The following is a 24,222-nucleotide window of genomic DNA, read 5'->3' on the forward strand; positions in this document are numbered from 1 at the left end:
GAAAAAATCATGACCGGGACCACGCAAAAATGGGATGTCGTTATCGTGGGCGGCGGAATGGTCGGCGCGGCGCTAGCCAGCGGGCTGGCCGCGCAGGGATTCAGCGTCGCCGTTCTTGAGCAGCAGGAGCCCGCTGAATTTGTCGCCGCCAGTCGTCCAGATGTCAGGATCTCTGCTATTGGCGCCTCTTCGGTGGCGCTGCTCAGGCAGCTTGAGGTCTGGCCGCTGGTGCAGGCGATGCGTTGTACGCCCTATCGGCGCCTTGAAACCTGGGAATGGCACACTGCCCGCGTTGGCTTTGACGCGCAGTCGCTCGGCCTGCCGGAGCTGGGGTATATGGTGGAAAACAGCGTGCTGCAACGCGCGTTGTGGCAGCGATTGCAGCAGCAGGAGGTGGCGCTGATCTCTCCTGCGAGGCTTAAAGCCCTGCAGCCCATTAATGGCGGCTGGCAGCTCACGCTGGAACAGGGCGACACGCTCAGCGCAAGGCTGGTGATTGGCGCTGATGGGGCTAATTCTCAGGTGCGGCAGCTGGCGGGGATAGGCATTCGCGGCTGGAATTATGCCCAGTCCTGCATGTTGATTAGCGTGCAGTGCGAGCAGGATGCCGGTGACTGCACCTGGCAGCAATTTACCCCGGAAGGGCCGAGAGCATTCCTTCCGCTGTTTGACCGCTGGGCCTCGCTGGTCTGGTATGACAGCCCGGCAAGAATTCGCCAGCTTCAGGCCATGTCGATGGCGCAACTCGGTCAGGAAATTTCCAGCCATTTTCCTGCGCGTCTGGGAAAAGTGACGCCGGTTACGGCCGGTTCCTTCCCGCTGGTGCGCCGTCACGCCACGCGCTACGTGCTGCCGGGACTGGCGCTGGTTGGCGATGCGGCGCATACCATCAACCCCTTAGCGGGGCAGGGTGTTAACCTCGGTTACCGGGATGTCGATGCGCTGATTGATACGCTGGTCTCCTCGCGGGAGCGTGCCGAAGACTGGGCCTCTGCGGGGGTTTTACAGCGCTATCAGCGCAGGCGACAGAAGGATAATTTGCTGATGCAGAGCGGCATGGATCTGTTCTATTTCGCCTTCAGCACCCCGGCTGCGCCGTTAAAGATGGTGCGGAATCTCGGGCTGATCGTGGCAGAGCGCTCCGGCGTGCTGAAGCGGCAGGCGCTGAAATATGCACTGGGATTATAGTCCCCAGCCATAAAATCAGAAAAACAGGGCGCTTTCAGTTGGTGGCGCCTGGAAAACAGTTTCGAAGATTAAGGCAAGTGAACGACCTCTTCAGCGGTGCGGTTGCGCCGCTGATATTTCCCAGAGGTTGGGCGGAGTATCGTTCTCAACTTTCAGGACGGGTCAACAGACGCAAAAAAGCCCGCGCAGGCGGGCTTCTTTGCTTATTGGCTGGGGTGCAGGGATTCGAACCCCGGAATGCTGGTATCAGAAACCAGTGCCTTACCGCTTGGCGACACCCCAATAATGGGGTTGCGATCTGCGCTGCAAATCGTCTTTTATATGGCTGGGGTGCAGGGATTCGAACCCCGGAATGCTGGTATCAGAAACCAGTGCCTTACCGCTTGGCGACACCCCAATAAAATTGGTGGCTACTACGGGAATCGAACCTGTGACCCCAGCATTATGAGTGCTGTGCTCTAACCAGCTGAGCTAAGTAGCCTAATTTTACTGCGTACAACTTATACTGCTTTTTCCGATCTGGCTGGGATACCTGGATTCGAACCAGGGAATGCCGGTATCAAAAACCGGTGCCTTACCGCTTGGCGATATCCCAATGTCCGTCTCAAAGTACAAAACCATCAGAAAAAACTGGCTGGGGTACCTGGATTCGAACCAGGGAATGCCGGTATCAAAAACCGGTGCCTTACCGCTTGGCGATACCCCATCCGTGCAAAACCGTTTACGGAAATGGTGCGGGAGGCGAGACTTGAACTCGCACACCTTGCGGCGCCAGAACCTAAATCTGGTGCGTCTACCAATTTCGCCACTCCCGCAAAAAAGATGGTGGCTACGACGGGAATCGAACCTGTGACCCCAGCATTATGAGTGCTGTGCTCTAACCAGCTGAGCTACGTAGCCATCTTTTTGCGCGTTACCTTCATCGGCGTTGCGGGGCGCATTATGCGGAGTTGACCTGTAAGCGTCAACAAGTTTTTTCCCGTTTTTGCCCCGAAACGTTTCGTTTGTCTGGCTTATAACCAGCCTGGCGAATAAATCAACAAATTCTGCCGGTAACCTATGAATTTCATAAAAATAACGGGCCGCTGGCGGCCCGTTTTGTGCTGCTCAATCGTTCGTTATTGATAGGCAGACTGATGAACGCCTACCGCACGACCTGAAGGATCGTCCATGGTTTTGAACGCTTCGTCCCACTCAATGGCTTTCGCTGAAGAGCAAGCTACCGAAGGTCCGCCGGGTACGCATTCTGCGGCGCTTGGGACCGGGAACAGCTCTTCAAAGATTTCACGGTACAGATAGCCTTCTTTTGAGGTTGGCGTGTTGTACGGGAAACGAAAGTGGGCGGTCTGGAGCTGTTGGTCGCTAACCTGTTTCGCCGCCACTTCTTTCAGCGTATCAATCCAGCTGTAGCCTACGCCGTCAGAGAACTGCTCTTTCTGGCGCCACGCCACGCTTTCCGGCAGATAAGAGGAGAAGCATTCGCGCAGGATGTGTTTTTCCATCTTGCCGTTAGAGCCGCACATTTTATCCTGCGGGTTGATACGCATGGCCACGTCGAGGAATTTTTTATCCAGGAACGGCACGCGAGCTTCCACGCCCCAGGCAGACATCGCCTTGTTCGCACGGGCGCAGTCGAACATATGCAGCGCCAGCAGTTTACGCACGTTTTCTTCGTGGAACTCTTTCGCGTTCGGCGCTTTATGGAAGTACAGATAGCCGCCAAACACCTCGTCAGCACCTTCGCCAGACAGCACCATTTTAATGCCCATCGCTTTAATCTTGCGCGACATCAGATACATCGGCGTGGAGGCGCGGATGGTGGTCACGTCATAGGTCTCAATGTGGTAAATCACGTCGCGGATAGCGTCCAGACCTTCCTGCACGGTGAAGTGGATCTCGTGATGCACGGTACCCAGGTGTTCCGCAACGGATTTTGCCGCCTTCAGATCCGGCGACCCTTCAAGGCCAACGGCAAAGGAGTGCAGCTGAGGCCACCAGGCTTCGCTCTTGTCCTGATCTTCAATACGCTTGGCGGCATATTTCTTGGTCACGGCGGAGATGATCGAGGAGTCCAGTCCACCAGACAGCAGCACGCCGTAAGGAACGTCAGACATCAGGTGGCTTTTCACCGCCTCTTCCAGCGCATCCTTCAGGGCAACCGCATCGGTCTTGTTGTGTTCGACGGCTTCATAGCTGAACCAGTCGCGCTGCCAGTAGCGGCGAATTTCCCCGTCAGTGCTGGACATGTAGCTTCCCGGAGGGAACTCTTTGATGGATTTGCATACCGGGACCAGCGCTTTCATTTCTGAGGCCACAAACAGGTTGCCATGCTCATCGTTGCCCATGTACAGCGGAATAATACCGATGTGGTCACGGCCAATCAGCCAGGTTTTTTTCACGCTGTCATACAGAATAAACGCAAACATCCCCTGCAGGTCGTCGAGGAAGTCGACGCCCTTTTCCTGATAGAGCGCGAGGATCACTTCACAGTCTGATTCGGTCTGGAATTCGTAGCGATCGCTCAACTGCGCGCGCAGCGCCTGGTGGTTGTAGATTTCACCGTTTACCGCCAGAACATGGGTACGGGCTGCGTTGTACAGCGGCTGAGCGCCGTTGTTTACGTCAACAATGGACAGGCGCTCATGCGCCAGAATTGCGTGGTCGTCGGCATACACGCCTGACCAGTCCGGGCCGCGGTGGCGCATCAGACGGGAAAGCTCCAGCGCTTTCTTACGCAGTTCAACCGGATCGGTTTTGAGATCCAAAACGCCAAATATAGAACACATAGCTAACTCCCTTACGACATCCCTGAACGGTGATGATGATGGTTCGTGAATAACGGTGGCGACAATGTTCGCCCGATGCATAAGAAAATGCTCTATATCATCGAAGTGAGCAAGTATTTTAGCCTTTTTATGAAAAATAGTATGTTGACCTGGATTAAACATTGATGAATCGACAGTGAATGAGGGTTTTTATTGTTGTAACGATAAAGTTTTGGTAAAAGCGGTTAAGAAGTGAGCGGTGAGGAGGCAATAAAAAGCCCGACGTGGGAGCCGGGCCTGCTGTCAGATAATGTCGATGTCCGCCACCGAAGGATAAATCCAGCTCGGTCGGAAAGGCATGGCGTCCACGTCACTGAGCGTGGACACGCCCGACAGCACCAGCACGGTCTCCAGGCCAGCCTGGAAGCCAGCCAGAATATCCGTGCGCAGGTTATCGCCGACAATGACCGTTTCATCGGCATGAGCCTGCATCTTATTTAGCGCCGCGCGAATGATCCACGGACTGGGCTTGCCCACGTAAAATGGCTGGCGACCGGAGATCTTCTCTATACCGGCACAAAGCGCCCCGCAGCCGGGCACAAATCCACGGGCATGGGTATCAGGGTTAGTGGCGATAAAGCGGGCGCCGTTGGCGACGAAAAAGGCGGCTTTATGCATCATCTCCCAGTTATAGGAGCGCGTTTCACCGACGATGACGAAGTCAGGATTGATATCGGTAATGGTGAATCCAGCCTTATACAGCTCGTGAATGAGCGCGCCTTCTCCGACGACGTAGGCTTTTTTCCCTTCCTGGCGGCGCAGAAAATCCGCTGTTGCCATCGCCGAGGTGTAAAAGACGCTGTCCGGCAGCTCGATTCCTGCGGAGGCAAAGCGGTTGGCGAGATCTAACGATGTCTGGGAAGGGTAGTTGGTGAGCACCACCAGAGGCATTCCTTTTTCCATGATCCGCTGCAGGAATTCATTGGCGCCGGGAACGGCGGTGTTGTCGTGCATCAGCACGCCATCTATATCGCAGATGACGCTTTTAATGCTGGTCTTTTCACTGTCCGTCAGGGTCAAAGCGCTCATTAACCTTCCAGTAAATGTTGTAAGAGGATGCCGTTAAGCATGGCACGTTTCGCCAGCGCAAAAGCGCCAATGGCTGAATTGTGATCGATTTCCGAGCGAACCACTGGCAGATTCTTGCGGAAGGCTTTCAGCACCTGGGTGTTGATGCAGCCCTCAATGGCGGTCAGCAGCACTTTGTCGGCTTCGGTGATTTCACCGGCGATAACGACCTTTTGCGGATTAAACAGGTTGATGGCAATGGCTATCGCCTTGCCAAGATGGCGGCCAACATAGTCAATCACCTCTACAGCCAGCGCATCGCCGCGGTTGGCGGCTTTGCAAATCTGCGGCATATGGCAGTCATCAAGGGTGAGCGAGCTTGGATATCCCTGGGTCAGCAGGTGACGAACCCGGTTCTCAATCGCCCCGTTCGCCGCTATCGTTTCAAGGCAGCCAAAGTTACCGCAGTGACAGCGTTCGCCAAGGGGATCGACCTGAATATGGCCCAGCTCGCCGACGTTGCCGTTGCTGCCGAGGAAAATATGGCCGTTAGCGATGATGCCTGCGCCGGTTCCCCGATGAACGCGCACCAAAATGGAGTCTGCGCAGTCGCGCGACGCACCAAAATAGTGCTCCGCCAGGGCCAGGCTGCGGATATCGTGGCCGACAAAGCTGGTGACGTTAAAACGCTTTTGCAAGTTTGCCACCAGCGGCCAGTGATGAACGTGGATATGCGGCATATAGCGAATCACGCCGTTATTAGGATCGACCAGACCGGGCAGGATCACCGAGATGGCGATCAGCTCGCGCACTTTGCGCTGATGCTGTTCGCTGAAGCTGGCGATAGCATTAAAAAGTGCGTTTTCCAGCGTTTCCTGGGTACGTTCCGGCAGCGCATAGTCTTCCTGCGCCAGCGACTTACCGCTCAGGTCAAACAGGGTCAGGGTGGCGTCGCTGCGGCCAAGCCGCACGCCGATGGCGTGAAAGCCGCGGGTCTCGGTAATAATAGAGATAGCGCGACGGCCTCCGGTAGAGGCCTGTTGATCCACTTCTTTGATTAATCCCCGCTCGATGAGCTGGCGGGTGATTTTAGTGACGCTGGCGGGGGCTAGCTGGCTGTGTTCAGCAATCTGAATGCGCGAAATCGGACCCTGCTGGTCGATAAGCCGGTAAACGGCCGCGCTGTTGAGTTGCTTAACAAGATCGACATTTCCTATTTGAGCCTGGCCGCCAGTGGTCATTCAGTATCTACTCGCTTAAGACTTCGTCACCATTAACGATAGTCTGGATTATTTTGTAGTCACGGGTGAAAACCGTCAGGTTAGCCACTTTTCCGGCCTCAACTGACCCTAATTTCTTCTCCACACCCATAGCCCGCGCCGGGTACAGCGTTGCCATTCGCAACGATTCGTCCAGTGAGATGCCAACGTGTTCGACGCTGTTCGCCACAGCTTCGATCATAGTCAGCGCGGAACCACTGAGCGTACCGTTCTCATCAACGCAGAGTCCATCACGATAGTATATTGTTTTTCCAGCAAAAATGAACTGGTCAATGGCGGCGCCCGCGGGCGCGGTCGCATCGGTCACCAGAATCAGCCGGTCGCCTTTAATCCGTTTGGCATTACGGATATTAGCGTAATGAACGTGCAGACCATCTGCAATAATGCCGGACCACACTTCTGGCGCATCAAACAGCGCGCCGATCAGACCCGGTTCGCGGCCGGTAATTGTCGGCATGGCATTATATAAATGTGTTGAGAAGCTAAGACCAGCGGCGATACCGCGGCGGGCTTCGTCATAGGTAGCGTGCGAGTGGCCGGCGGAGATGACAATTCCGGCGTCACTCAGCTGACGGATGACCGCGCTGTCAACCTGCTCAGGGGCCAGGGTGATTTTGCTAATAACATCAGCATTGGCGCAGAGGAAATCTACCAGCTCCGGATCGGGCAGGCGAATTAAGTCTGGATTGTGCGTGCCTGGCTTGCGCGGGCTCAGCCACGGACCTTCAAGGTGCAGACCGAGGGCTTTGTTAGCGTTCTGCGCCAGATAAGCGCGCATCACCTCGACCGCACGCTTCATCATTTCGTCGGTGCTGGTGATGAGCGTGGGCAGGAAGCTGGTGCAGCCGGATTTTTCATTCGCCTGCTGCATAATAGTCAGCGTTTCCACGCTCAGTGCATCAATGTCGTCATTGAACTGCACGCCGCCGCAGCCGTTGAGCTGTAGGTCAATAAACCCAGGAGCAATGATTGCGCCACCCACGTCACGCGTTGCCACGCCGGCAGGAAGATCGCTCAGGGCGCAGACGCGCTCAATCAGGCCGTCAGCAATGACAACGGCATAATTATCCAGTATTTCGTGGCCGGTATAGATACGGCCGTGGGTTAAAGCGTACATAATGATCTCCTGACTATTGCCTGGGTGGCTTACAGATTTTTTACGTTTTCCGCTTCCATTTCGCGGAAATACTTAACGGTTTTGACCTTCAGTTCCATGGTGGCCGGCTCATCGCAAACCACCACGGATTTGGCATGCAATTGCAGGCAGCTGATGGTCCACATATGGTTGACGTTGCCTTCTACGGCGGCTTGCAGCGCCTGTGCCTTCACATGACCAATCACCAGAATCATCACTTCTTCGGCATCTAACAGCGTACCCACGCCAACGGTTAAGGCGTATTTAGGCACCTGATCCACATCGCCATCGAAGAAGCGTGAATTGGCAACGCGAGTGTCATGGGTCAGCGTTTTGATGCGGGTACGAGAAGCCAGTGAAGAGGCTGGCTCATTGAAAGCGATGTGGCCGTCGTTGCCGACGCCGCCCATAAACAGATTAATTTTGCCGTAAGAGCGGATCTTCTCTTCATACTGGCGACATTCTGCGTCAATATCGGGGGCATTACCATTCAGAAGATTGATATTTTCGGGTTGAATATCAACATGATCGAAAAAGTTGCGGTACATAAAACTGTGATAGCTTTCAGGATGCTCTTTCGGCAGGCCAACGTACTCATCCATATTAAAGGTGACGACATTTTTAAAGCTAACCTGGCCCGCTTTATGCATATCGATTAAATGTTTGTAGGCTTCCAGCGGCGTGCCGCCGGTTGGCAGACCCAGCACAAAAGGGCGCTCAGCGGTCGGCTTGAAAGCATTAATGCGATTGACGATGTGGCGGGCAGCCCATTTTCCAACCTGGGTCGGGGTAGCCAAAGGAATCAGTCTCATGTATCACCTCATTTCAGTAAATGTTAAAGGGGGTAAGACGGTCTTTATGGTGCAGGCTCGCTAAGCGTAACGCGTCCTGTCCACACTCTGCGAGGGATAAATCCGCCTTGATAATTCGGATCATAAAATAAGTTTGTGATGATAGCCAGACTCACGCCGACTATAATGCGTATTTTGGTGATAAAAGTCACAAACAGAGCGCTTTTAATTTGCGAAGCGAATTAATTTTTTTCTACACTCCGTACCGTGGTTTGACTGTCATTCAGAAACCAATTAGCCGTGATAAAAACAGAAAACGGCTATTTGCGCCTTAACGGGTCTCAAGGGGGAAGGTAATGTTAGGTTATTTACAAAAAGTAGGACGGGCGCTGATGGTGCCGGTAGCAACGCTGCCAGCCGCTGCGATCCTGATGGGGATCGGTTACTGGCTGGATCCCGACGCGTGGGGTGCAGGCAATGCTCTGGCTGCACTGTTCATTAAATCCGGTTCCGCAATCATTGAAAACATGTCCGTGCTGTTCGCCATCGGTGTGGCTTACGGCATGTCAAAAGATAAGGACGGCGCGGCGGCGCTGACCGGTTTTGTGGGATTTCTGGTGGTGACCACGCTGTGTTCACCGGCGGCGGTCTCGATGATCCAGAAAATTCCTGTCGACCAGGTGCCGGCGGCTTTCGGCAAAATCAACAACCAGTTTGTGGGTATCCTGGTGGGGATTATCTCTGCGGAAGTGTATAACCGCTTCAGTCACGTAGAGCTTCCCAAAGCGCTTTCCTTCTTTAGTGGTCGTCGCCTGGTGCCGATTCTGGTCTCCTTCCTGATGATCCTGATCGCCTTCATCCTGATGTATATCTGGCCGATTATCTTCGGTGGTCTGGTGAGCTTCGGTGAAAGCATTCAAAAGCTGGGTTCCGTTGGCGCTGGCGTCTACGCCTTCTTTAACCGCTTGCTGATCCCGGTTGGTCTGCATCACGCCCTGAACTCGGTATTCTGGTTCGACGTGGCGGGCATCAACGACATTCCAAACTTCCTGGGCGGCGCTGAGTCGATTCAGAGTGGTAAAGGCATTGTCGGCATTACCGGTCGTTATCAGGCTGGCTTCTTCCCGATTATGATGTTCGGTTTGCCTGGCGCCGCGCTGGCTATTTACCATTGCGCTCGCCCGGAAAACCGCGCCAAAGTCGGTGGTATTATGCTGGCCGCCGCCTTTGCCGCCTTCTTTACCGGGATTACTGAGCCGCTGGAATTCTCCTTCATGTTTGTGGCGCCGGTTCTGTATGTCATCCATGCGGTACTGACCGGGCTCTCGGTGTTTATCGCGGCAAGTATGCACTGGATTGCTGGCTTCGGCTTCAGCGCCGGGCTGGTGGATATGGTGCTCTCGACGCGAAATCCGCTGGCGACGCACTGGTACATGCTGATCCCGCAGGGGCTGGTATTCTTCGTTATCTACTACGTGGTGTTCCGCTTCACCATCAAAAAATTCAACCTGATGACGCCGGGCCGCGAGCTTTCCGTCGATGGTGATGAAAGCGATGGTTATGACGTGAACGTTGACGCCGCTGGCAACAAAGAGTCCGAAACCGAATCTCTTGCGCGTCGTTATATCGGCGCGGTAGGCGGCTCGGAAAACCTGACCAGCATTGATGCCTGTATTACCCGCCTGCGCCTCAACGTGAAGGACAGCGGCGCGGTCAATGAATCGGTGGCGAAACGCCTCGGTGCTTCGGGCGTGATTCGCCTGAATAAGCAGAGCGTGCAGATTATCGTCGGCACTCGTGCTGAAACCATTGCTTCAGCGATGAAAACGGTGCTGGGCAAAGGTCCGGTGGCGGCCTCAGGCGTTTCTTCCGTGCCGGTAGAACCCTCAGCTCCTCAGGCTGTTCCTAATGTGGCTAAAGGCATTATTGCTACGTTAGTTGCGCCAGTGAGCGGTGAGGTTGTGGCGCTGGATCAGGTGCCGGATGAAGCTTTCGCCAGCAAAGCCGTCGGCGATGGCCTGGCTATTAAGCCAACCAGCAGCACGGTCGTCTCTCCGGCTGCCGGTACCGTAGTGAAAATTTTCAATACCAACCATGCTTTCTGTCTGGAAACGGAAAAAGGCGTGGAGGTGGTGGTGCACATGGGGCTGGATACCGTGGCGCTTGCCGGAAAAGGTTTCACTCGTCTGGTGGAAGAAGGTGCGCAGGTTACCGCTGGTCAGCCCGTTCTCGAAATGGATCTGGCGTTCCTGAATGCCAATGCCCGCTCAATGATTAGCCCGGTCGTGGTCAGTAATATTGACGACTTCAGCGGTATCACGCTGGTAGCGGGTGAAACCGTTGTGGCAGGTGAAAGCCGCCTGTACGAAATTAACGGCTAGCGTCTGATTGCGTTACAATGCAGGGGTGGGAAGCAATTCCCACCCTTTTTTTATTGAATTCCCCTAACAAACGGTTGTTTCCCTTCCCGGCTTTGTGGATCATACTCCGTTATTTAACGCACTACTTATGCTTAGCATTACTGAGGAAATTAAGATGAGTGAGGCAGAAGCCCGCCCAACTAACTTTATTCGTCAGATCATCGACGAAGATCTGGCGACCGGTAAACATGCCAGCGTGCATACCCGCTTCCCGCCGGAACCGAATGGCTATCTGCACATTGGCCATGCCAAATCAATTTGCCTCAACTTTGGTATTGCGCAAGATTATCAGGGCCAGTGTAACCTGCGTTTTGATGACACCAACCCGGTCAAAGAAGATCTGGAGTATGTTGAGTCGATTAAGCATGACGTGCAGTGGCTGGGCTTCGAGTGGACCGGCAATGTCCGCTACTCTTCTGACTATTTCGACCAGCTGCATCACTATGCCGTGGAGCTGATTAACAAAGGCCTGGCCTATGTAGACGAGCTGAGCCCTGAACAAATTCGTGAATATCGCGGCACGCTGACGGCGCCGGGCAGAAACAGCCCGTATCGCGATCGCAGCGTTGCAGAGAATCTGGCGCTGTTTGAAAAAATGCGCAGCGGAGAGTTTGCCGAGGGCACCGCCTGCCTGCGTGCAAAAATTGATATGGCTTCCAGCTTTATCGTCATGCGCGATCCGGTGCTGTACCGCATCAAATTTGCCGAGCACCATCAGACCGGCAACAAGTGGTGCATCTATCCAATGTATGATTTTACCCACTGCATTTCCGATGCGCTGGAAGGCATTACGCATTCACTCTGTACGCTGGAGTTTCAGGACAACCGCCGTCTGTATGACTGGGTGCTGGATAACATCACTATTCCAGCGCATCCGCGTCAGTACGAATTCTCTCGTCTGAATCTTGAATACGCCATTATGTCCAAGCGCAAGCTTAACCTGCTGGTGACAGAGAAGGTGGTGGAAGGGTGGGACGACCCGCGTATGCTGACCGTTTCAGGTCTGCGTCGCCGCGGCTACACCGCAGGCTCTATCCGTGAGTTTTGCCGCCGCATTGGCGTTACCAAGCAGGATAACATCGTTGAGATGGCCTCTCTGGAGTCCTGCATCCGTGACGATCTGAATGAAAATGCCCCGCGCGCGATGGCGGTGATGGACCCGGTTAAGCTGGTGATTGAAAACCTGCCGGCTAACTATGAAGAGATCATTTCCATGCCTAACCATCCGAACAAGCCGGAAATGGGCACGCGTGAAGTGCCGTTCAGCCGTGAAATTTATATCGACCGCGCGGATTTCCGTGAGGAAGCGAACAAACAATATAAGCGCCTGGTACTGGGTAAAGAAGTGCGTTTGCGTAATGCCTACGTCATTAAAGCCGAACGCGTAGCGAAGGACGAAGAGGGCAATATTACCTGCCTGTTCTGTACCTGCGATACCGACACGCTGAGTAAAGACCCTGCGGATGGCCGCAAAGTAAAAGGCGTTATTCACTGGGTTTCTGCGGAGCACGCGCTGCCAGCGGAATTCCGCCTCTACGATCGTTTGTTCAGCGTGGCGAACCCAGGCGCGGCGGAGGATTTCCTGACCACCATCAACCCTGAGTCGCTGGTGATCCGTCAGGGCTTTGTCGAGCGAGGTTTGCAGCAGGCTGAAGCTGGCAGTCCTTATCAGTTCGAGCGTGAAGGCTACTTCTGCGCGGACAGCCTTTACTCCAGCGCTGGTCATCTGGTCTTTAACCGTACCGTAGGACTGCGTGATACCTGGGCGAAAGCGGGCGAATAACTTGTACTCGCTATAGTAAAAACGCAGCCTATGGTCTGCGTTTTTTTTAATTTAAAGTCACCGGCTATGTAGATAGGGTGAAAACTTATTTTCTACATCCTGCTGGCCATTTACAGGAAATCCAACTTATTAAGTTTTTCTGAATTTCAGATGTTCAATTATTACCAATAAAATTGGTTAATGGTATGTTGTTTTATTGTGGTGTCAGAGTGTTAATTAATGATATTTTCTTAATAAGATTGTCGTGGGTTATTAGTGATGTCCTCCTTTCCTCTCTCCGTGCTAATTATTAATTTTTCTTTTTATGTGTCTTTCGTCATGTTTCTTCACCATAATGGGAAATAATGATTGATAATTCGCGTCGCGAAAAATACTATCTTTGTGAGATGGCATGTTTAATACCACTCGCTTAAAAACTGATATTTTCCTAATAGCACAATATTACTCTTATGGAAGAGGGAATTTTTATGGACTTTTTTTCCTCCACGCGTCTTGCGCTGGTCAGCACCCTCGTAGGCTGCACGGCTCTATCAGGAACCTTCTTTACACCTTCAGTACTTGCCTCAGGCTTTGTCGATGACGCTTCGCTAACCGGCGGCCTTTATTACTGGCAGCGCCATCGTGAACGCAAAGATCTCGATGCTGGCAGCGATAAATATGGTCAGTATCAGCAAAATCTTCACCACTCCGCGTTTAACGGCAGCCTGGATTTTTCATCCGGCTATGCGGCCGATTTTATTGGTCTGGATCTGGCGGCATTTGGCGCAGTTGAACTTTCTGGCAAAGGCCCGGCAGCCCCCAATGAAATCGGCTTCAGCGATGCTAAAACCCGTTGGGATGAAAAATGGGGCGGCGATAAAAACGGCGCCAGTATTTATAAAGCTGCGCTAAAATTAAAACACCAGAATTACTGGCTGCACGGGGGGTATTTACAACCTGAGGGGCAAAGTTTATTGGCGCCGCACTGGAGCTTCCTGCCCGGCACTTATCGCGGTGTTGAAGCGGGAGCCGTTTATGATTTCACTGATGCCGGTGAATTCTCGCTTTCTTATCTGTGGACGGATGAATATAAGGCGCCGTGGTACCGGAATATGTATAACTTCCGCAAAGCGGACGGCGTAACGGGTATCAACTATCTGCATTCAGTGGGCGCAAAATACGATTTTAAAAATAGCCTCGTACTGGAGGGCGCTTTCGGCCAGGCCGCCGATTATATGGATCAATACTTCAGCAAAGTCTCTTATGCCTTACCACTGGCCGGAAATGATTTAGCCACCAGCTGGCAATTTTATGGCGCGAAAGACAAAGAGCGCGGCGGCGCGGCCAATGTGAACGATGTTTATGACGGGCTCGCCTGGCTACAGGCCATTACGCTGGGCTATACCGCCGGCCCGTTCGATCTGCGTCTGGAAGGAACCTGGGTAAAAGCCGAGGGTAATCAGGGCTTCTTCCTGCAGCGTATGACGCCGGGTTATGCCACCTCCAACGGCCGGTTAGATGTCTGGTGGGATTTACGGTCGGACTTTAACGCTAACGGTGAGAAAGCGCTGTTTGCCGGCGTGATGTATGACCTGAAAAACTGGCAGCTTCCGGGCTGGGCGCTCGGCACCTCCTACGCTTATGGCTGGGATGCCAGACCTGCGACGACTTCACTCTCTGACCAGAATCATCGTCTGACAGAGTCAGCATGGAACCTTGACCTGCTCTACACGGTTCAACAGGGGCCGGTTAAAGGCACGTTGTTCAAGCTGCATTACACCCGCTACAACAATCATTCCGACATCCCAAGCTGGGGCGGCGGTTACGGCAACATCTTCCAGGATGAGAAGGACGTTAAGTTTATCGTGATGGCGCCTTTCACTGTCTTTGAGCCTGGTAAATAAGATCACGGGCCGAAAAAGGAGAACTGAACATGAAATACATTTTACCGCTTGTCGCCACGTTGTTGCTCAGCGGCTGTGCGCAAAAAAACAGCGGACAGCCTCAGGAAGTCATTCCTGCCGGAGACTACCAGCACTGTCTGGATGCCGAGCAAATGGGCGGCGGTGAGGCGATTGAAGCTCGCTGCGGCAAGCTTCAGCAGGAAATTGAACACACCCACTAATACGGATACGGACAAGGAGTAGGGATGAATAAGTTCAGAGCCAGTCTTGTTGCAGTCGCGTTGATGTCAGCATTGGCAAGCGGGGCCGCCAGCGCGGACCAGGACATTGTCGATCGGATTAGCCAGTTCGGCGTGAAGTACAAGGTCACCGATAATCTGGCGGCAGATCACGGTGTCGATTGTGCCGCGTTGGGTGCCGACTGGGCATCCTGTAATCGCGCAACCATCACCCTGAGCAACCCCGGAGAGGCGATTGATAGCCGGGACTGGGCCATCTATATGTCAAACGTTCATGAAACGCTGAAGGTGGACAGCGATCAGTTTCGCATGGTGCATATCGTTGGGGACTTAACCCGCCTGGAACCTACCGACAAGTTTCAGGGTATCCCTGCTGGCGGCACTATTGAGATTCCGATCGTCAATGAGTACTGGCAGCTGTTTATCACCGACGTCATGCCGCGCTGGTATGTCACCTCCGGAAATGCCACGCCGAAAATTATCGCCAGCACCGACACTGAAGACTTAACGACCTTTGTTGAGCCGTTTGGCAATCAGTGGAAACGCACGGCAGATGACCAGAATGTGCTGATGGACGCGGTCAGCCGTTTCGATAAAAACAGTGACGTTAAAACGCTGGATGCACAAACGCTCCGTGGTCAGATTGTCCCCACACCTGCGAAGGTAGACGTGTTTGCAGAGGATGCCGATCTGTCCGTTGGCGTGAAGCTGGAGCTGGACAGTTTATCTACCGCTAAAGCCAGAGCCATTAAGCAAAGCTTCCTTCAGTCAGGTATCAGTCTGCAGAAGGAAGGTTACCGGATCGTCACCCGCACCGATAAAAAAGCACAGGGGAAAGAGAGAGCCGTGCCAGGGGCCTACACGTTGACAATCGGTAAGGACAAGGCTGAGATCGTAGGTTACGACCAGGGCGGGGTCCTGTACGGTTTACAGTCAATTCTTTCACTGCTTCCTGCCGATGGCAGCAATAAAATTGCTACGCTCAAGGCCAGCGATGCGCCGCGTTTCCAGTACCGGGGCGTGTTCCTGGATGTTGCGCGTAACTTCCACAGTAAAGAAGCGATAATACGGATGCTGGACCGGCTCGCGGCCTGGAAAATTAACGTATTTCATTTCCATCTGACGGATGACGAGGCCTGGCGCATTGAAATTCCGGGCTTACCCGAGCTGACCGAAGTGGGCGGAAAACGCTGCCATGACCTCAGTGAAAAACACTGTCTGCTGCCGCAGCTGGGCTCCGGGCCGCAAACCGATAACAATGGCACCGGTCATTTCAGCCGTCAGGATTATATCGACATCGTAAAATATGCCGATGCCCGCAACATCCAGGTTATTCCTGAAATTGATATGCCTGCTCACGCCCGTGCTGCCGTGGTGTCGATGGAGGCACGCTACGATCGCTTAATGAAGGCCGGTAAAAAAAGCGAGGCTATGGCCTACCGGCTGGTCGATCCGACTGACGACTCAAATACCACCTCTGTTCAGCTTTACGATCGCACCAGCTATCTCAATCCCTGTCTGACCTCTTCTCTGCGGTTTACCGATAAGATCATTAGTGAAATTCAGGCTATGCACCGCGAAGCGGGGCAGCCGCTGAAAACCTGGCACTTTGGTGGCGATGAAGCGAAAAACATTCGTCTGGGAGAGGGCTATTCAGATCGCGCCACGCCGAAAGCGGGCACCGGTCTGCTGGACATGAGTAAAGAAGATCGCCCATGGGCGAAGTCGCAGGTTTGCCAGAAGATGATCGCCGATGGCAAAGTGGCCGATATGGAGCATCTGCCAAGTTATTTTGCGCTCAAAGTTAGCAGGCAGGTCAATGCTCACGGTATCGGTAGAATGCAGGCCTGGCAGGATGGATTAAAAGACGCGAAAAATGCCAGGGCCTTTGGTACGGAAAAAGTCGCCGTTAACTTCTGGGATACGCTGTACTGGGGCGGTTTTGATACGGCAAACGACTGGGCTAACAAGGGCTACGAAGTCATCATCACTAACCCTGACTATGTGTATATGGATTTCCCGTATGAGGTGAATCCTCTGGAGCGGGGCTATTACTGGGGGACACGCTTCAGTGACGAGCGGAAAATGTTCAGCTTTGCGCCAAATAACCTGCCGCAAAATGCTGAAACCTCGGTTGATCGCGACGGTAAACATTTCTCGGCGAAGTCAGATAAAGCCTGGCCGGGGGCAAAAGGCCTGTCAGTACAGCTGTGGAGTGAAACCACGCGTACCGATGAGCAGATGGAGTATATGATCTTCCCTCGCGCGCTTGCGGTAGCCGAGCGTGCCTGGCACCGCGCGGACTGGGAGCAAGATTATCAGGCTGGCAAAGAATATATCGGCGGCAAAACGCAGTATGTAGACCGCGCCACGCTACTGAGCGACTGGACGCGCTTTGCTAATCTGCTGGGACAGCGTGAAATGGCTAAGCTGGATAAATTCGGCATCCTCTACCGCCTGCCCGTCCCGGGAGCCCGCAAGGTTGGCGGTAAGCTGGAGGCGAATGTGGCGCTACCTGGGCTGACCATTCAGTACAGCACGGATGACGGTCAAAGCTGGCAGCGCTACGGTACTGCAGCAGAAACAGAGGTGCTGGGGAAAACGTTAATTCGTTCGGTTAGCCCGGATGGCAAACGCTTTAGCCGGACTGAAGTGCTGGAGTGATTTTTCTCTAAGAAATTCATTAAGCGATAACTTAATAGTTATCGCTTTTTTTATGCTGTGACGGTGAGTCCGTTTTAAGTCGGGAATTTGATGCCGCTTAAGGCGTTAGTGGATGCCGAGCTATTGATCACGGGCCGGATTAACTTTAGCCTGATAAAGATTTTATGGAGATAGAGTTTAATCAATTACACCAGGGAAAAAATAATGAATAATGTTATTACTTTTCGTAAGGCGGCGCTGAGTGTCGTGGTATCGACATGCCTTCTGGGCGCTTCCGGATTAACGTCTGCCTATGCCGGGGAAAACTTAGGCAGCCTGAAAATGGCCTCAGACAATAATTTATGTCTCGATTTAGCGTCCAATAAACTGGATGTCACCTTCAATACCTGTAATAAATCAGACTCGCAGGAGTGGTATTATGATTTTGTTGGTAATAGTGGAACAAATTTTTTCCTGAAGAACAAAGAGAAAGGAAGTACGTGGTGTCTGCGGGCTTTCAAGACTTCTTTGATAAAAATGGACAGCTGCCAGGGTGCAGGTTATACCGCCAGTCGTACATGGCAACACCAAACGTTACTTAACGGAAATTCTTTGTTGAGGAATAAATATATTGGTGATATGGGTAAGGTTGGTCATTATCTATTCAATGATAATGGACAGCTCTCTTTAGATAGAAAGAATCTGGATGAGGCGCCTGAATGGCAAACGGATGCCCCCCTCCCGGAAAAAAAACTCACTAAAGCCGTTGGGAATAAAAAAATCGCGCTGCTGATTACCCATTTTGATGGGAAGAAACCGGCAAATTCCGACGTGATTAAACAGGCGGTATTTGGCGATAAAAATGATTTTACCTCGCTACGTCAGCACGTCAGCCTGTCCTCTCGCGGCAAACTTACCTTGAGCGGCGATACGTTTAGCGATATTAACCTTGGGCCGATGCCTAATCATTGTGATACACCTCGACTTCGTGCGCTGATCGCAAAGAAAGCGGCTGAAAAGGGAATTGATTTAAGCAAATACGATTCTGTTTTCACTGAAATGTCGGCCAATCCAAAATGTACCAATGCTGCCATAGCGGCACTGCCTGGAAACTTTATTTTATCAAACGGGCAGGGACACAAATACTGGATGTGGACCCATGAGTTTGGGCACAATCTGGGATTTGGTCATATTGATGCGTTGAAGAGTTGTAGTGCCAGTAAGAATCTGGTGCAAATCGACGGTTCCTGTACACGAACCTCAAGTAATGCAACAGATAAGACCGACACTATGGGGGGCGGTGGCGGCCATCTTTATCCGGCCAATTATCAATATTTACTGGGATGGCTGGATTCAGACAGCGTGCCTCTAGCCGGCAAAACCGCAGCCAGATACACGTTGGCGCCACTCTGGCAGCAGACCAACGGTCTTCAGGCACTGCGTATAGCACGCAAGGACGGCAGCTATTTAGTCCTTGAATACCGTCAGCCACAGCCGGGTTATGAAGACTGGTCGAAGGAGGATTCAGTCGTCAGGGGCGTTACGGTCCGTAGTTATAAGGTGAATGATAAACAACAGGTCAGCAATACCATCATTGATATGACTCCCGGCAGCCAGAGTGTCGCGAAGGATACGCTGGACGCCCAGTTGATGCCAGGCAAGTCTTTCTATGATGAGTTATCCGGAAGAATCATCTCTGTTGAGACGGTGAATGCCAGGGGGGCGGTGGTAACCGTGAGTTCGTCAAAATTTAAAGACTGACACCACGACTGCAATCATAAAAGGAAAAAACCGGTGATATCACCGGTTTTTTTTAGTTCAGCGTAAGTGCAGATTACTTGTCGTGCAGCGTGTCGTCTTCGCGGCAATCGCCAGCAGAACAGTGACCGTAAAGGTACAGGCTGTGGTTGCTTAGCTTAATGCCATGCCGCGTGGCGATATCACGCTGGCGAGATTCGATGGATTCATCACTGAATTCAATCACTTTTCCGCAGTCCAGACAGATCAGGTGATCGTGGTGATGCTGCTGAGTCAGTTCGAAAACGGATTTGCCACCTTCGAAATTATGACGGGTAACGATCCCCGCATCATCGAACTGGTTCAGAACGCGGTAAACCGTCGCCAGGCCGATCTCTTCGCCCATATCGATCAGGCGCTTGTACAAGTCTTCCGCACTGACGTGATGGCCCTCTGGTTCCTGAAGCACTTCCAGAATTTTAAGTCGTGGAAGCGTGACTTTCAGGCCGGCCTTCTTTAATGCGGTGTTGTTGTCAGTCATGCGGATATTGTCCTGTTACTTTGCTAGTCACTGTGTGGCTGAAAAGCCCTGAACATCGGTCGACGCAAAACGCCTCATTATAGTACTGATGCTTCGAAATGAACACCTCTGGCGTTGCTGTATCTGTAATGGGAGGTAATGATGAAGTCGTTACGTCCAGAAAGCAGGCGCTGGGTAAACATTTCGCTTTGCCATGCCACCAGGGCAAAGGCACAAAGAAAGCAGGGTGACCGATGGCGATATTCTACAGTTTTGCAGATGAAAGTTACAAAAAAGTACCTATTACTTCTATAGGAAAAAATGCTGGCCTGATGTGAGATACCTCCCACTACAGGCCCTCTACTTATGCTTCCAGAATTTCTTTCAGCTGCAGCTCATCAAAAATTTGTTTGACCCACTTATCGGTTCGCTCTGCGGTCAGCTCCGGCTGGCGGTCTTCGTCAATGGCCAGACCGAGGAAATGCTTATCATCCGCCAGCCCTTTTGAGGCTTCAAAATGATAGCCTTCCGTTGGCCAGTGCCCGACGATGACGGCGCCAGCTGGCTCGATAATATCGCGAATGGTGCCCATCGCGTCGCAGAAGTACTCTGCGTAATCTTCCTGATCGCCGCAGCCAAACAGCGCGACCAGCTTACCATTGAAATCGATCTCTTCCAGGGTAGGGAAGAAATCATCCCAGTCGCACTGCGCTTCGCCGTAATACCACGTCGGGATACCGAGTAGCAGGATATCAAAGGCTTCAAGGTCTTCTTTGCTGCTTTTAGCGATATCATGAACCTCAGCCACCTCTTTACCAAGCTGCTTTTGGATCATTTTTGCAATATTTTCCGTATTGCCCGTATCGCTACCAAAGAAAATGCCTACGATTGCCATGACTTACTAACCTCTTGAAACGTAATGATAGGGTTAAGGCTGCTGAACTATATTCCGCTAATAATAGCAGACAGCCCCAGGGGGATAAATGAGTAATCCGCCTGCTTTTGTCGCTTTGTGCTTCACCGGAGGTGGCTGATTAACCAGTAAACTGTCCCCGTTCAGCGGTTTTGGTCGGCTAACTGCGCCATAACCATTTCTTCAATCAGTTCGCTGCGGCTGATATTACGCTGCTCGGCTAGCTGGTTCAGGGCGTCCACCGCGTCACCGTTCATTTTCAGTTCAACGCGCTTCAGCCCGCGCACTTTGTCGCGCTTAAGCTGGTTGCGTTTATTGATCCGCAGCTGCTCATCACGCGTCAGCGGATTGGTTTTTGGTCGTCCCGGACGACGGTCATCTGCGAACAGATCGATCGTGGTGCGGTCCATGTTTTCTTTTGCCATAGAATCGTGATACTGAAGGGCTGGAGTTCTGATGATTCAGGTCTGATGTCGACTGAAATTCGTGCAGCGACAGATTTTAAGCGCGCCATCATACCTCAGTGAAAGTCATGACGACAATGATTTAGCTGGTTCAGGAAGCATTTGTTTTTACAGCGCAAAAAAACGGCGGATTGCGCGCAAAACGGCATCAGGTTTTTCGGCATGAACCCAGTGACCTGCTCCCGCCACCACATGCGCCCGCGCCTGTGGAAACTGTTTCAGCAGCGCGTCGCGATACTCATCAGCGAGATAAGGAGAGCGCTCGCCCCGGATAAACAGCGCCGGATGAGGCCACGCGGGAACAGGGGCCCAGCCAATGAGCCGATCGTAGCACTGCCAAAGTACCGGCACATTAAACCGCCACTCTCCCTGATGGAAGGATTTCAGTAGAAACTGAATCACCCCTTCCTCTTCCAGCGTCTCACGCATTAGCGCGGCCGCTTCGCTGCGCACGGTAATCCCCGCGGCGGTTACCGCCTTCAGCGCCGCAAAAATAGCGTCATGATGGCGAGTAGGGTAGGCAACGGGGGCCATATCAATCACCACCAGCTGCTCAATACGCTCTGGCGCCAGCGCAGTCAGCGCCATTGCCACTTTCCCGCCCATCGAGTGGCCAACCACCGAGCAGCGATCGATGCCCGCCTCATCCAGCGTCTCAAGCACATCTTCAGCCATTGCCTGATAATCCATCTCGTCAGCGCGCGGGGATAAGCCATGGTTTCTCAGATCGAGCTGGAGCAGGGGGCGATCGTCCTTCAGGCCCCTGGCCAGCACGGACAGATTATCAAGGCTGCCAAAAAGACCGTGAATGAAGACCACGGGTGAGTCGGCGGCAGCGGATTGTTCAGATTGCAAGCGGGCATTCAATTTCATGGCAAAGTTCTTACTGTTGAAACGAGGGGTTAGGGTATCATAGATTCACTTTTTCCTGCCGTAACGGCCAGAAGCGGTTCGCCAATCTTTTTGCGGCATATTCTGACTTTTACTGGTATCAGGGGCTGGCGCTACACCCCGGCAGGATTTAACTTTATAATCCTCGTGTTAGAGCTGGAAGGATCGCGTACGACCTGCTTACCGCGTGCAGACCGGCTCTCATCAGCAAAAATTGTACTGGATCAAGATGAAAACTATTGAAGTCGACGAAGAGCTATACCGTTATATCGCCAGCCACACTCAGCATATTGGTGAAAGCGCCTCGGACATTTTACGGCGGATGCTGAAATTTACTGCCGGTCAAAGTGCGCCTGTAGCCGCGACATCAACAGCCTCTTCTGCCGCGAGCGTGGCAACAGAGGCCGCGCCGGTGAAGGTGGAGTCACGCCCGCAGGATCGCGTTCGCGCGGTGCGCGAGCTGCTGCTGTCAGACGAATATGCCGAGCAGAAAAAAGCGGTCAATCGTTTTATGCTGATTCTGTCGACTTTATATAATCAGGATCCCAAAGCCTTTGCCGCCGCCACCGAGTCGCTTCTCGGCCGGACGCGCGTCTACTTTGCGGGCAATCAACAGACCCTGGTACAGAATGGCACCCATACCAAGCCGCAGCATATTCCCGGCACGCCGTATTGGGTGATCACCAACACCAACACAGGTCGCAAACGGAGCATGGTTGAACACATCATGCTGTCAATGCAGTTCCCTGCGGAACTCGCTGACAAGGTTTGCGGCACCCTCTAACTGATAAAGAAGCGTCAGGGAGAATCGCCAATGGCCAATCACCCCCGTGCCGGGCAGCCAGCCCAGCAGAGTGATTTGATTAACGTTGCACAATTAACTTCGCAGTACTATGTCCTGCAGCCCGATCTGGGTAATGCAGAACATGCGGTGAAATTCGGCACATCTGGCCATCGCGGCAGTGCAGGGCGTCATAGCTTTAACGAGACGCACATTCTGGCAATTGCTCAGGCAATTGCGGAAGAGCGCAAGAAAAACGGCATTACCGGTCCTTGCTACGTTGGTAAAGATACTCACGCGCTCTCCGAGCCAGCGATCGTTTCCGTGCTGGAAGTGCTTGCGGCTAACGGTGTGGATGTGATTGTCCAGCTGGATAACGGCTACACGCCGACGCCAGCGATTTCAAACGCCATCCTTGAACACAATAAAGCCGGCGGCGCTCAGGCCGATGGGATTGTGATCACCCCTTCTCATAACCCACCGGAAGACGGTGGGATTAAATACAATCCGCCAAACGGCGGACCGGCCGACACCAACGTCACGAAAGTGGTTGAAGATCGTGCTAACGCCCTGATTAAAGATGGCCTGAAAGGCGTGAAGCGCATTGCGCTGGATAAAGCCTGGCAAAGCGGTCATCTGCAGGAAAAAGATCTGATCCAGCCGTATATCGAAGGTCTGGCGCAGATCGTCGATATTCCTGCCATTCAGAAAGCGGGCCTGAAGATCGGCGTCGATCCGTTAGGCGGATCGGGCATTGCCTACTGGCAGCGCATTGCTGAATTCTACAAGCTGGATCTGACCATTGTTAATGACTCCGTAGATCAGACCTTCCGCTTTATGCACCTTGATAAAGATGGCGCGATCCGCATGGACTGCTCATCAGAGTGCGCCATGGCGGGCCTGCTGGCGCTGCGCGACAAATTCGACCTGGCCTTTGCCAACGACCCGGACTATGACCGTCACGGTATCGTCACGCCCGCTGGTCTGATGAACCCAAACCATTATCTGGCCGTTGCGATTAACTACCTGTTCCAGAACCGTCCGCAGTGGGGCAAAGATGTCGCCGTGGGCAAAACGCTGGTTTCCAGCGCGATGATTGACCGGGTAGTGAATGATATTGGCCGTAAGCTGGTGGAAGTGCCGGTTGGCTTCAAGTGGTTTGTCGACGGTCTGTTCGACGGTAGCTTTGGCTTTGGCGGCGAAGAGAGCGCTGGCGCTTCCTTCCTGCGTTTTGACGGCACGCCGTGGTCTACCGATAAAGACGGCATTATCATGTGCCTGCTGGCGGCAGAAATTACCGCGGTGACCGGTAAAAACCCGCAGCAGCATTATGACGAGCTGGCGGAGCGTTTCGGCGCGCCAAGTTATAACCGCCTGCAGGCATCGGCTACCTCCGCACAAAAAGCGGCGCTCTCCAGGCTGTCACCTGAAATGGTCAGCGCGGATACGCTGGCAGGAGATCCAATCACCGCGCGCCTGACGGCGGCACCGGGCAACGGGGCTTCTATCGGTGGGCTGAAAGTGATGACTGAGAATGGCTGGTTTGCAGCCCGTCCGTCCGGCACCGAAGATGCCTACAAAATCTACTGTGAGAGCTTCCTGGGTGCGGAGCACCGCGAGAAAATCGAGAAAGAAGCGGTAGAGATTGTTAGCGAAGTGCTGAAAAACGCTTAATCGCAAGGCAAAAAACAGAAGGCGCTGATTTCAGCGCCTTTTTTAAT

Annotated in this window: 18 protein-coding genes and 7 tRNA genes; 9 read left to right on the forward strand and 16 right to left on the reverse strand. The window is 53.0% G+C overall.

Annotated elements, in window-relative coordinates:
- Window positions 1–9 precede the first annotated feature (9 nt).
- Window positions 10–1,188: a 3-demethoxyubiquinol 3-hydroxylase gene (gene ubiF / locus NG99_RS18485; RefSeq protein ID WP_034896119.1), complete on the forward strand. Its 1,179-nt coding sequence runs from the start codon at window positions 10–12 to the stop codon at window positions 1,186–1,188.
- Window positions 1,189–1,395: 207 nt separating this feature from the next.
- On the opposite strand, the gene NG99_RS18490 is transcribed toward ubiF, so the two are convergent.
- From NG99_RS18490 to nagB, 12 genes are all read right to left on the reverse strand, one after another.
- Window positions 1,396–1,470 (reverse strand) — tRNA-Gln (locus NG99_RS18490).
- 40 nt (window positions 1,471–1,510) lie between these two features.
- Window positions 1,511–1,585: transfer RNA gene (locus NG99_RS18495), tRNA-Gln, on the reverse strand.
- 7 nt (window positions 1,586–1,592) lie between these two features.
- A tRNA-Met gene (locus tag NG99_RS18500) sits at window positions 1,593–1,669 on the reverse strand.
- A gap of 39 nt (window positions 1,670–1,708) precedes the next feature.
- Window positions 1,709–1,783: transfer RNA gene (locus tag NG99_RS18505), tRNA-Gln, on the reverse strand.
- A 36-nt stretch (window positions 1,784–1,819) separates the two neighbouring features.
- A tRNA-Gln gene (locus tag NG99_RS18510) sits at window positions 1,820–1,894 on the reverse strand.
- Between the two features lie 24 nt (window positions 1,895–1,918).
- Window positions 1,919–2,003 (reverse strand) — tRNA-Leu (locus NG99_RS18515).
- An 8-nt stretch (window positions 2,004–2,011) separates the two neighbouring features.
- Window positions 2,012–2,088: transfer RNA gene (locus NG99_RS18520), tRNA-Met, on the reverse strand.
- Between the two features lie 218 nt (window positions 2,089–2,306).
- A complete protein-coding gene (gene asnB / locus NG99_RS18525) occupies window positions 2,307–3,974 on the reverse strand; it encodes an asparagine synthase B (RefSeq protein ID WP_034896121.1) in 1,668 nt (555 codons plus the stop codon).
- A 282-nt stretch (window positions 3,975–4,256) separates the two neighbouring features.
- On the reverse strand, window positions 4,257–5,042 hold the full coding sequence (locus NG99_RS18530) for an HAD-IIA family hydrolase (RefSeq protein ID WP_052130776.1): 786 nt from the start codon (window positions 5,040–5,042) through the stop codon (window positions 4,257–4,259).
- Window positions 5,042–6,262, reverse strand: coding sequence for a DNA-binding transcriptional regulator NagC (gene nagC / locus NG99_RS18535; RefSeq protein WP_034896122.1), 1,221 nt, complete (start codon window positions 6,260–6,262; stop codon window positions 5,042–5,044). The genes NG99_RS18530 and nagC overlap by 1 nt, the downstream gene beginning before the upstream one ends.
- 7 nt (window positions 6,263–6,269) lie before the next feature.
- Window positions 6,270–7,418 carry an N-acetylglucosamine-6-phosphate deacetylase gene (nagA, locus tag NG99_RS18540; protein WP_034896125.1) on the reverse strand — a complete coding sequence of 383 codons (1,149 nt, stop codon included), beginning with the start codon at window positions 7,416–7,418 and terminating at the stop codon, window positions 6,270–6,272.
- A 29-nt stretch (window positions 7,419–7,447) separates the two neighbouring features.
- Window positions 7,448–8,248, reverse strand: coding sequence for a glucosamine-6-phosphate deaminase (gene nagB, locus NG99_RS18545; RefSeq protein WP_034896127.1), 801 nt, complete (start codon window positions 8,246–8,248; stop codon window positions 7,448–7,450).
- A 335-nt stretch (window positions 8,249–8,583) separates the two neighbouring features.
- Between nagB and nagE the strand changes: the two genes are divergently transcribed.
- The 6 genes from nagE to NG99_RS27685 all read left to right on the forward strand — a co-directional run bounded on the left by nagE (window position 8,584) and on the right by NG99_RS27685 (window position 18,956).
- Entirely contained in the window at window positions 8,584–10,608 is a 2,025-nt protein-coding gene (gene nagE, locus NG99_RS18550; protein WP_034896130.1) for an N-acetylglucosamine-specific PTS transporter subunit IIBC, read from the forward strand.
- A 154-nt stretch (window positions 10,609–10,762) separates the two neighbouring features.
- A complete protein-coding gene (gene glnS, locus NG99_RS18555; protein WP_034896132.1) occupies window positions 10,763–12,430 on the forward strand; it encodes a glutamine--tRNA ligase in 1,668 nt (555 codons plus the stop codon).
- 467 nt (window positions 12,431–12,897) lie between these two features.
- Window positions 12,898–14,313 (forward strand): chitoporin ChiP, encoded by a 1,416-nt coding sequence (gene chiP, locus NG99_RS18560; RefSeq protein ID WP_052130777.1) that lies wholly within the window; start codon window positions 12,898–12,900, stop codon window positions 14,311–14,313.
- 29 nt (window positions 14,314–14,342) lie between these two features.
- Complete coding sequence (chiQ, locus tag NG99_RS18565) at window positions 14,343–14,534, forward strand: ChiQ/YbfN family lipoprotein (protein WP_034896134.1); 192 nt, start codon at window positions 14,343–14,345, stop codon at window positions 14,532–14,534.
- Between the two features lie 24 nt (window positions 14,535–14,558).
- The gene (locus tag NG99_RS18570; RefSeq protein ID WP_034896136.1) at window positions 14,559–17,216 is read left to right on the forward strand and encodes a beta-N-acetylhexosaminidase; all 2,658 of its coding nucleotides are present in this window, start codon (window positions 14,559–14,561) and stop codon (window positions 17,214–17,216) included.
- A 204-nt stretch (window positions 17,217–17,420) separates the two neighbouring features.
- Window positions 17,421–18,956, forward strand: a complete 1,536-nt coding sequence (locus tag NG99_RS27685) for an RICIN domain-containing protein (RefSeq protein ID WP_052130778.1) — start codon at window positions 17,421–17,423, stop codon at window positions 18,954–18,956.
- 73 nt (window positions 18,957–19,029) lie between these two features.
- Here NG99_RS27685 and fur read toward each other — a convergent pair whose 3' ends face one another.
- The 4 genes from fur to ybfF all read right to left on the reverse strand — a co-directional run bounded on the left by fur (window position 19,030) and on the right by ybfF (window position 21,702).
- A complete protein-coding gene (fur, locus tag NG99_RS18580) occupies window positions 19,030–19,473 on the reverse strand; it encodes a ferric iron uptake transcriptional regulator (protein ID WP_034896137.1) in 444 nt (147 codons plus the stop codon).
- A gap of 343 nt (window positions 19,474–19,816) precedes the next feature.
- Window positions 19,817–20,347, reverse strand: a complete 531-nt coding sequence (gene fldA / locus NG99_RS18585; RefSeq protein ID WP_034896139.1) for a flavodoxin FldA — start codon at window positions 20,345–20,347, stop codon at window positions 19,817–19,819.
- Window positions 20,348–20,508: 161 nt separating this feature from the next.
- Window positions 20,509–20,790 carry a LexA regulated protein gene (ybfE, locus tag NG99_RS18590; protein WP_034896141.1) on the reverse strand — a complete coding sequence of 94 codons (282 nt, stop codon included), beginning with the start codon at window positions 20,788–20,790 and terminating at the stop codon, window positions 20,509–20,511.
- Between the two features lie 147 nt (window positions 20,791–20,937).
- Window positions 20,938–21,702 carry an esterase gene (gene ybfF / locus NG99_RS18595; RefSeq protein WP_034896142.1) on the reverse strand — a complete coding sequence of 255 codons (765 nt, stop codon included), beginning with the start codon at window positions 21,700–21,702 and terminating at the stop codon, window positions 20,938–20,940.
- A 247-nt stretch (window positions 21,703–21,949) separates the two neighbouring features.
- On the opposite strand from ybfF, the gene seqA reads away from it, so the two are divergent.
- Together seqA and pgm are read left to right on the forward strand one after the other, a co-directional pair.
- Window positions 21,950–22,504 carry a replication initiation negative regulator SeqA gene (gene seqA / locus NG99_RS18600; RefSeq protein WP_034896265.1) on the forward strand — a complete coding sequence of 185 codons (555 nt, stop codon included), beginning with the start codon at window positions 21,950–21,952 and terminating at the stop codon, window positions 22,502–22,504.
- 30 nt (window positions 22,505–22,534) lie between these two features.
- Window positions 22,535–24,175, forward strand: coding sequence for a phosphoglucomutase (alpha-D-glucose-1,6-bisphosphate-dependent) (gene pgm / locus NG99_RS18605; protein ID WP_034896144.1), 1,641 nt, complete (start codon window positions 22,535–22,537; stop codon window positions 24,173–24,175).
- Window positions 24,176–24,222: the final 47 nt, after the last annotated feature.

This window comes from Erwinia typographi, assembly GCF_000773975.1.
GTDB classification, from domain to species: Bacteria; Pseudomonadota; Gammaproteobacteria; order Enterobacterales; family Enterobacteriaceae; genus Erwinia; species Erwinia typographi.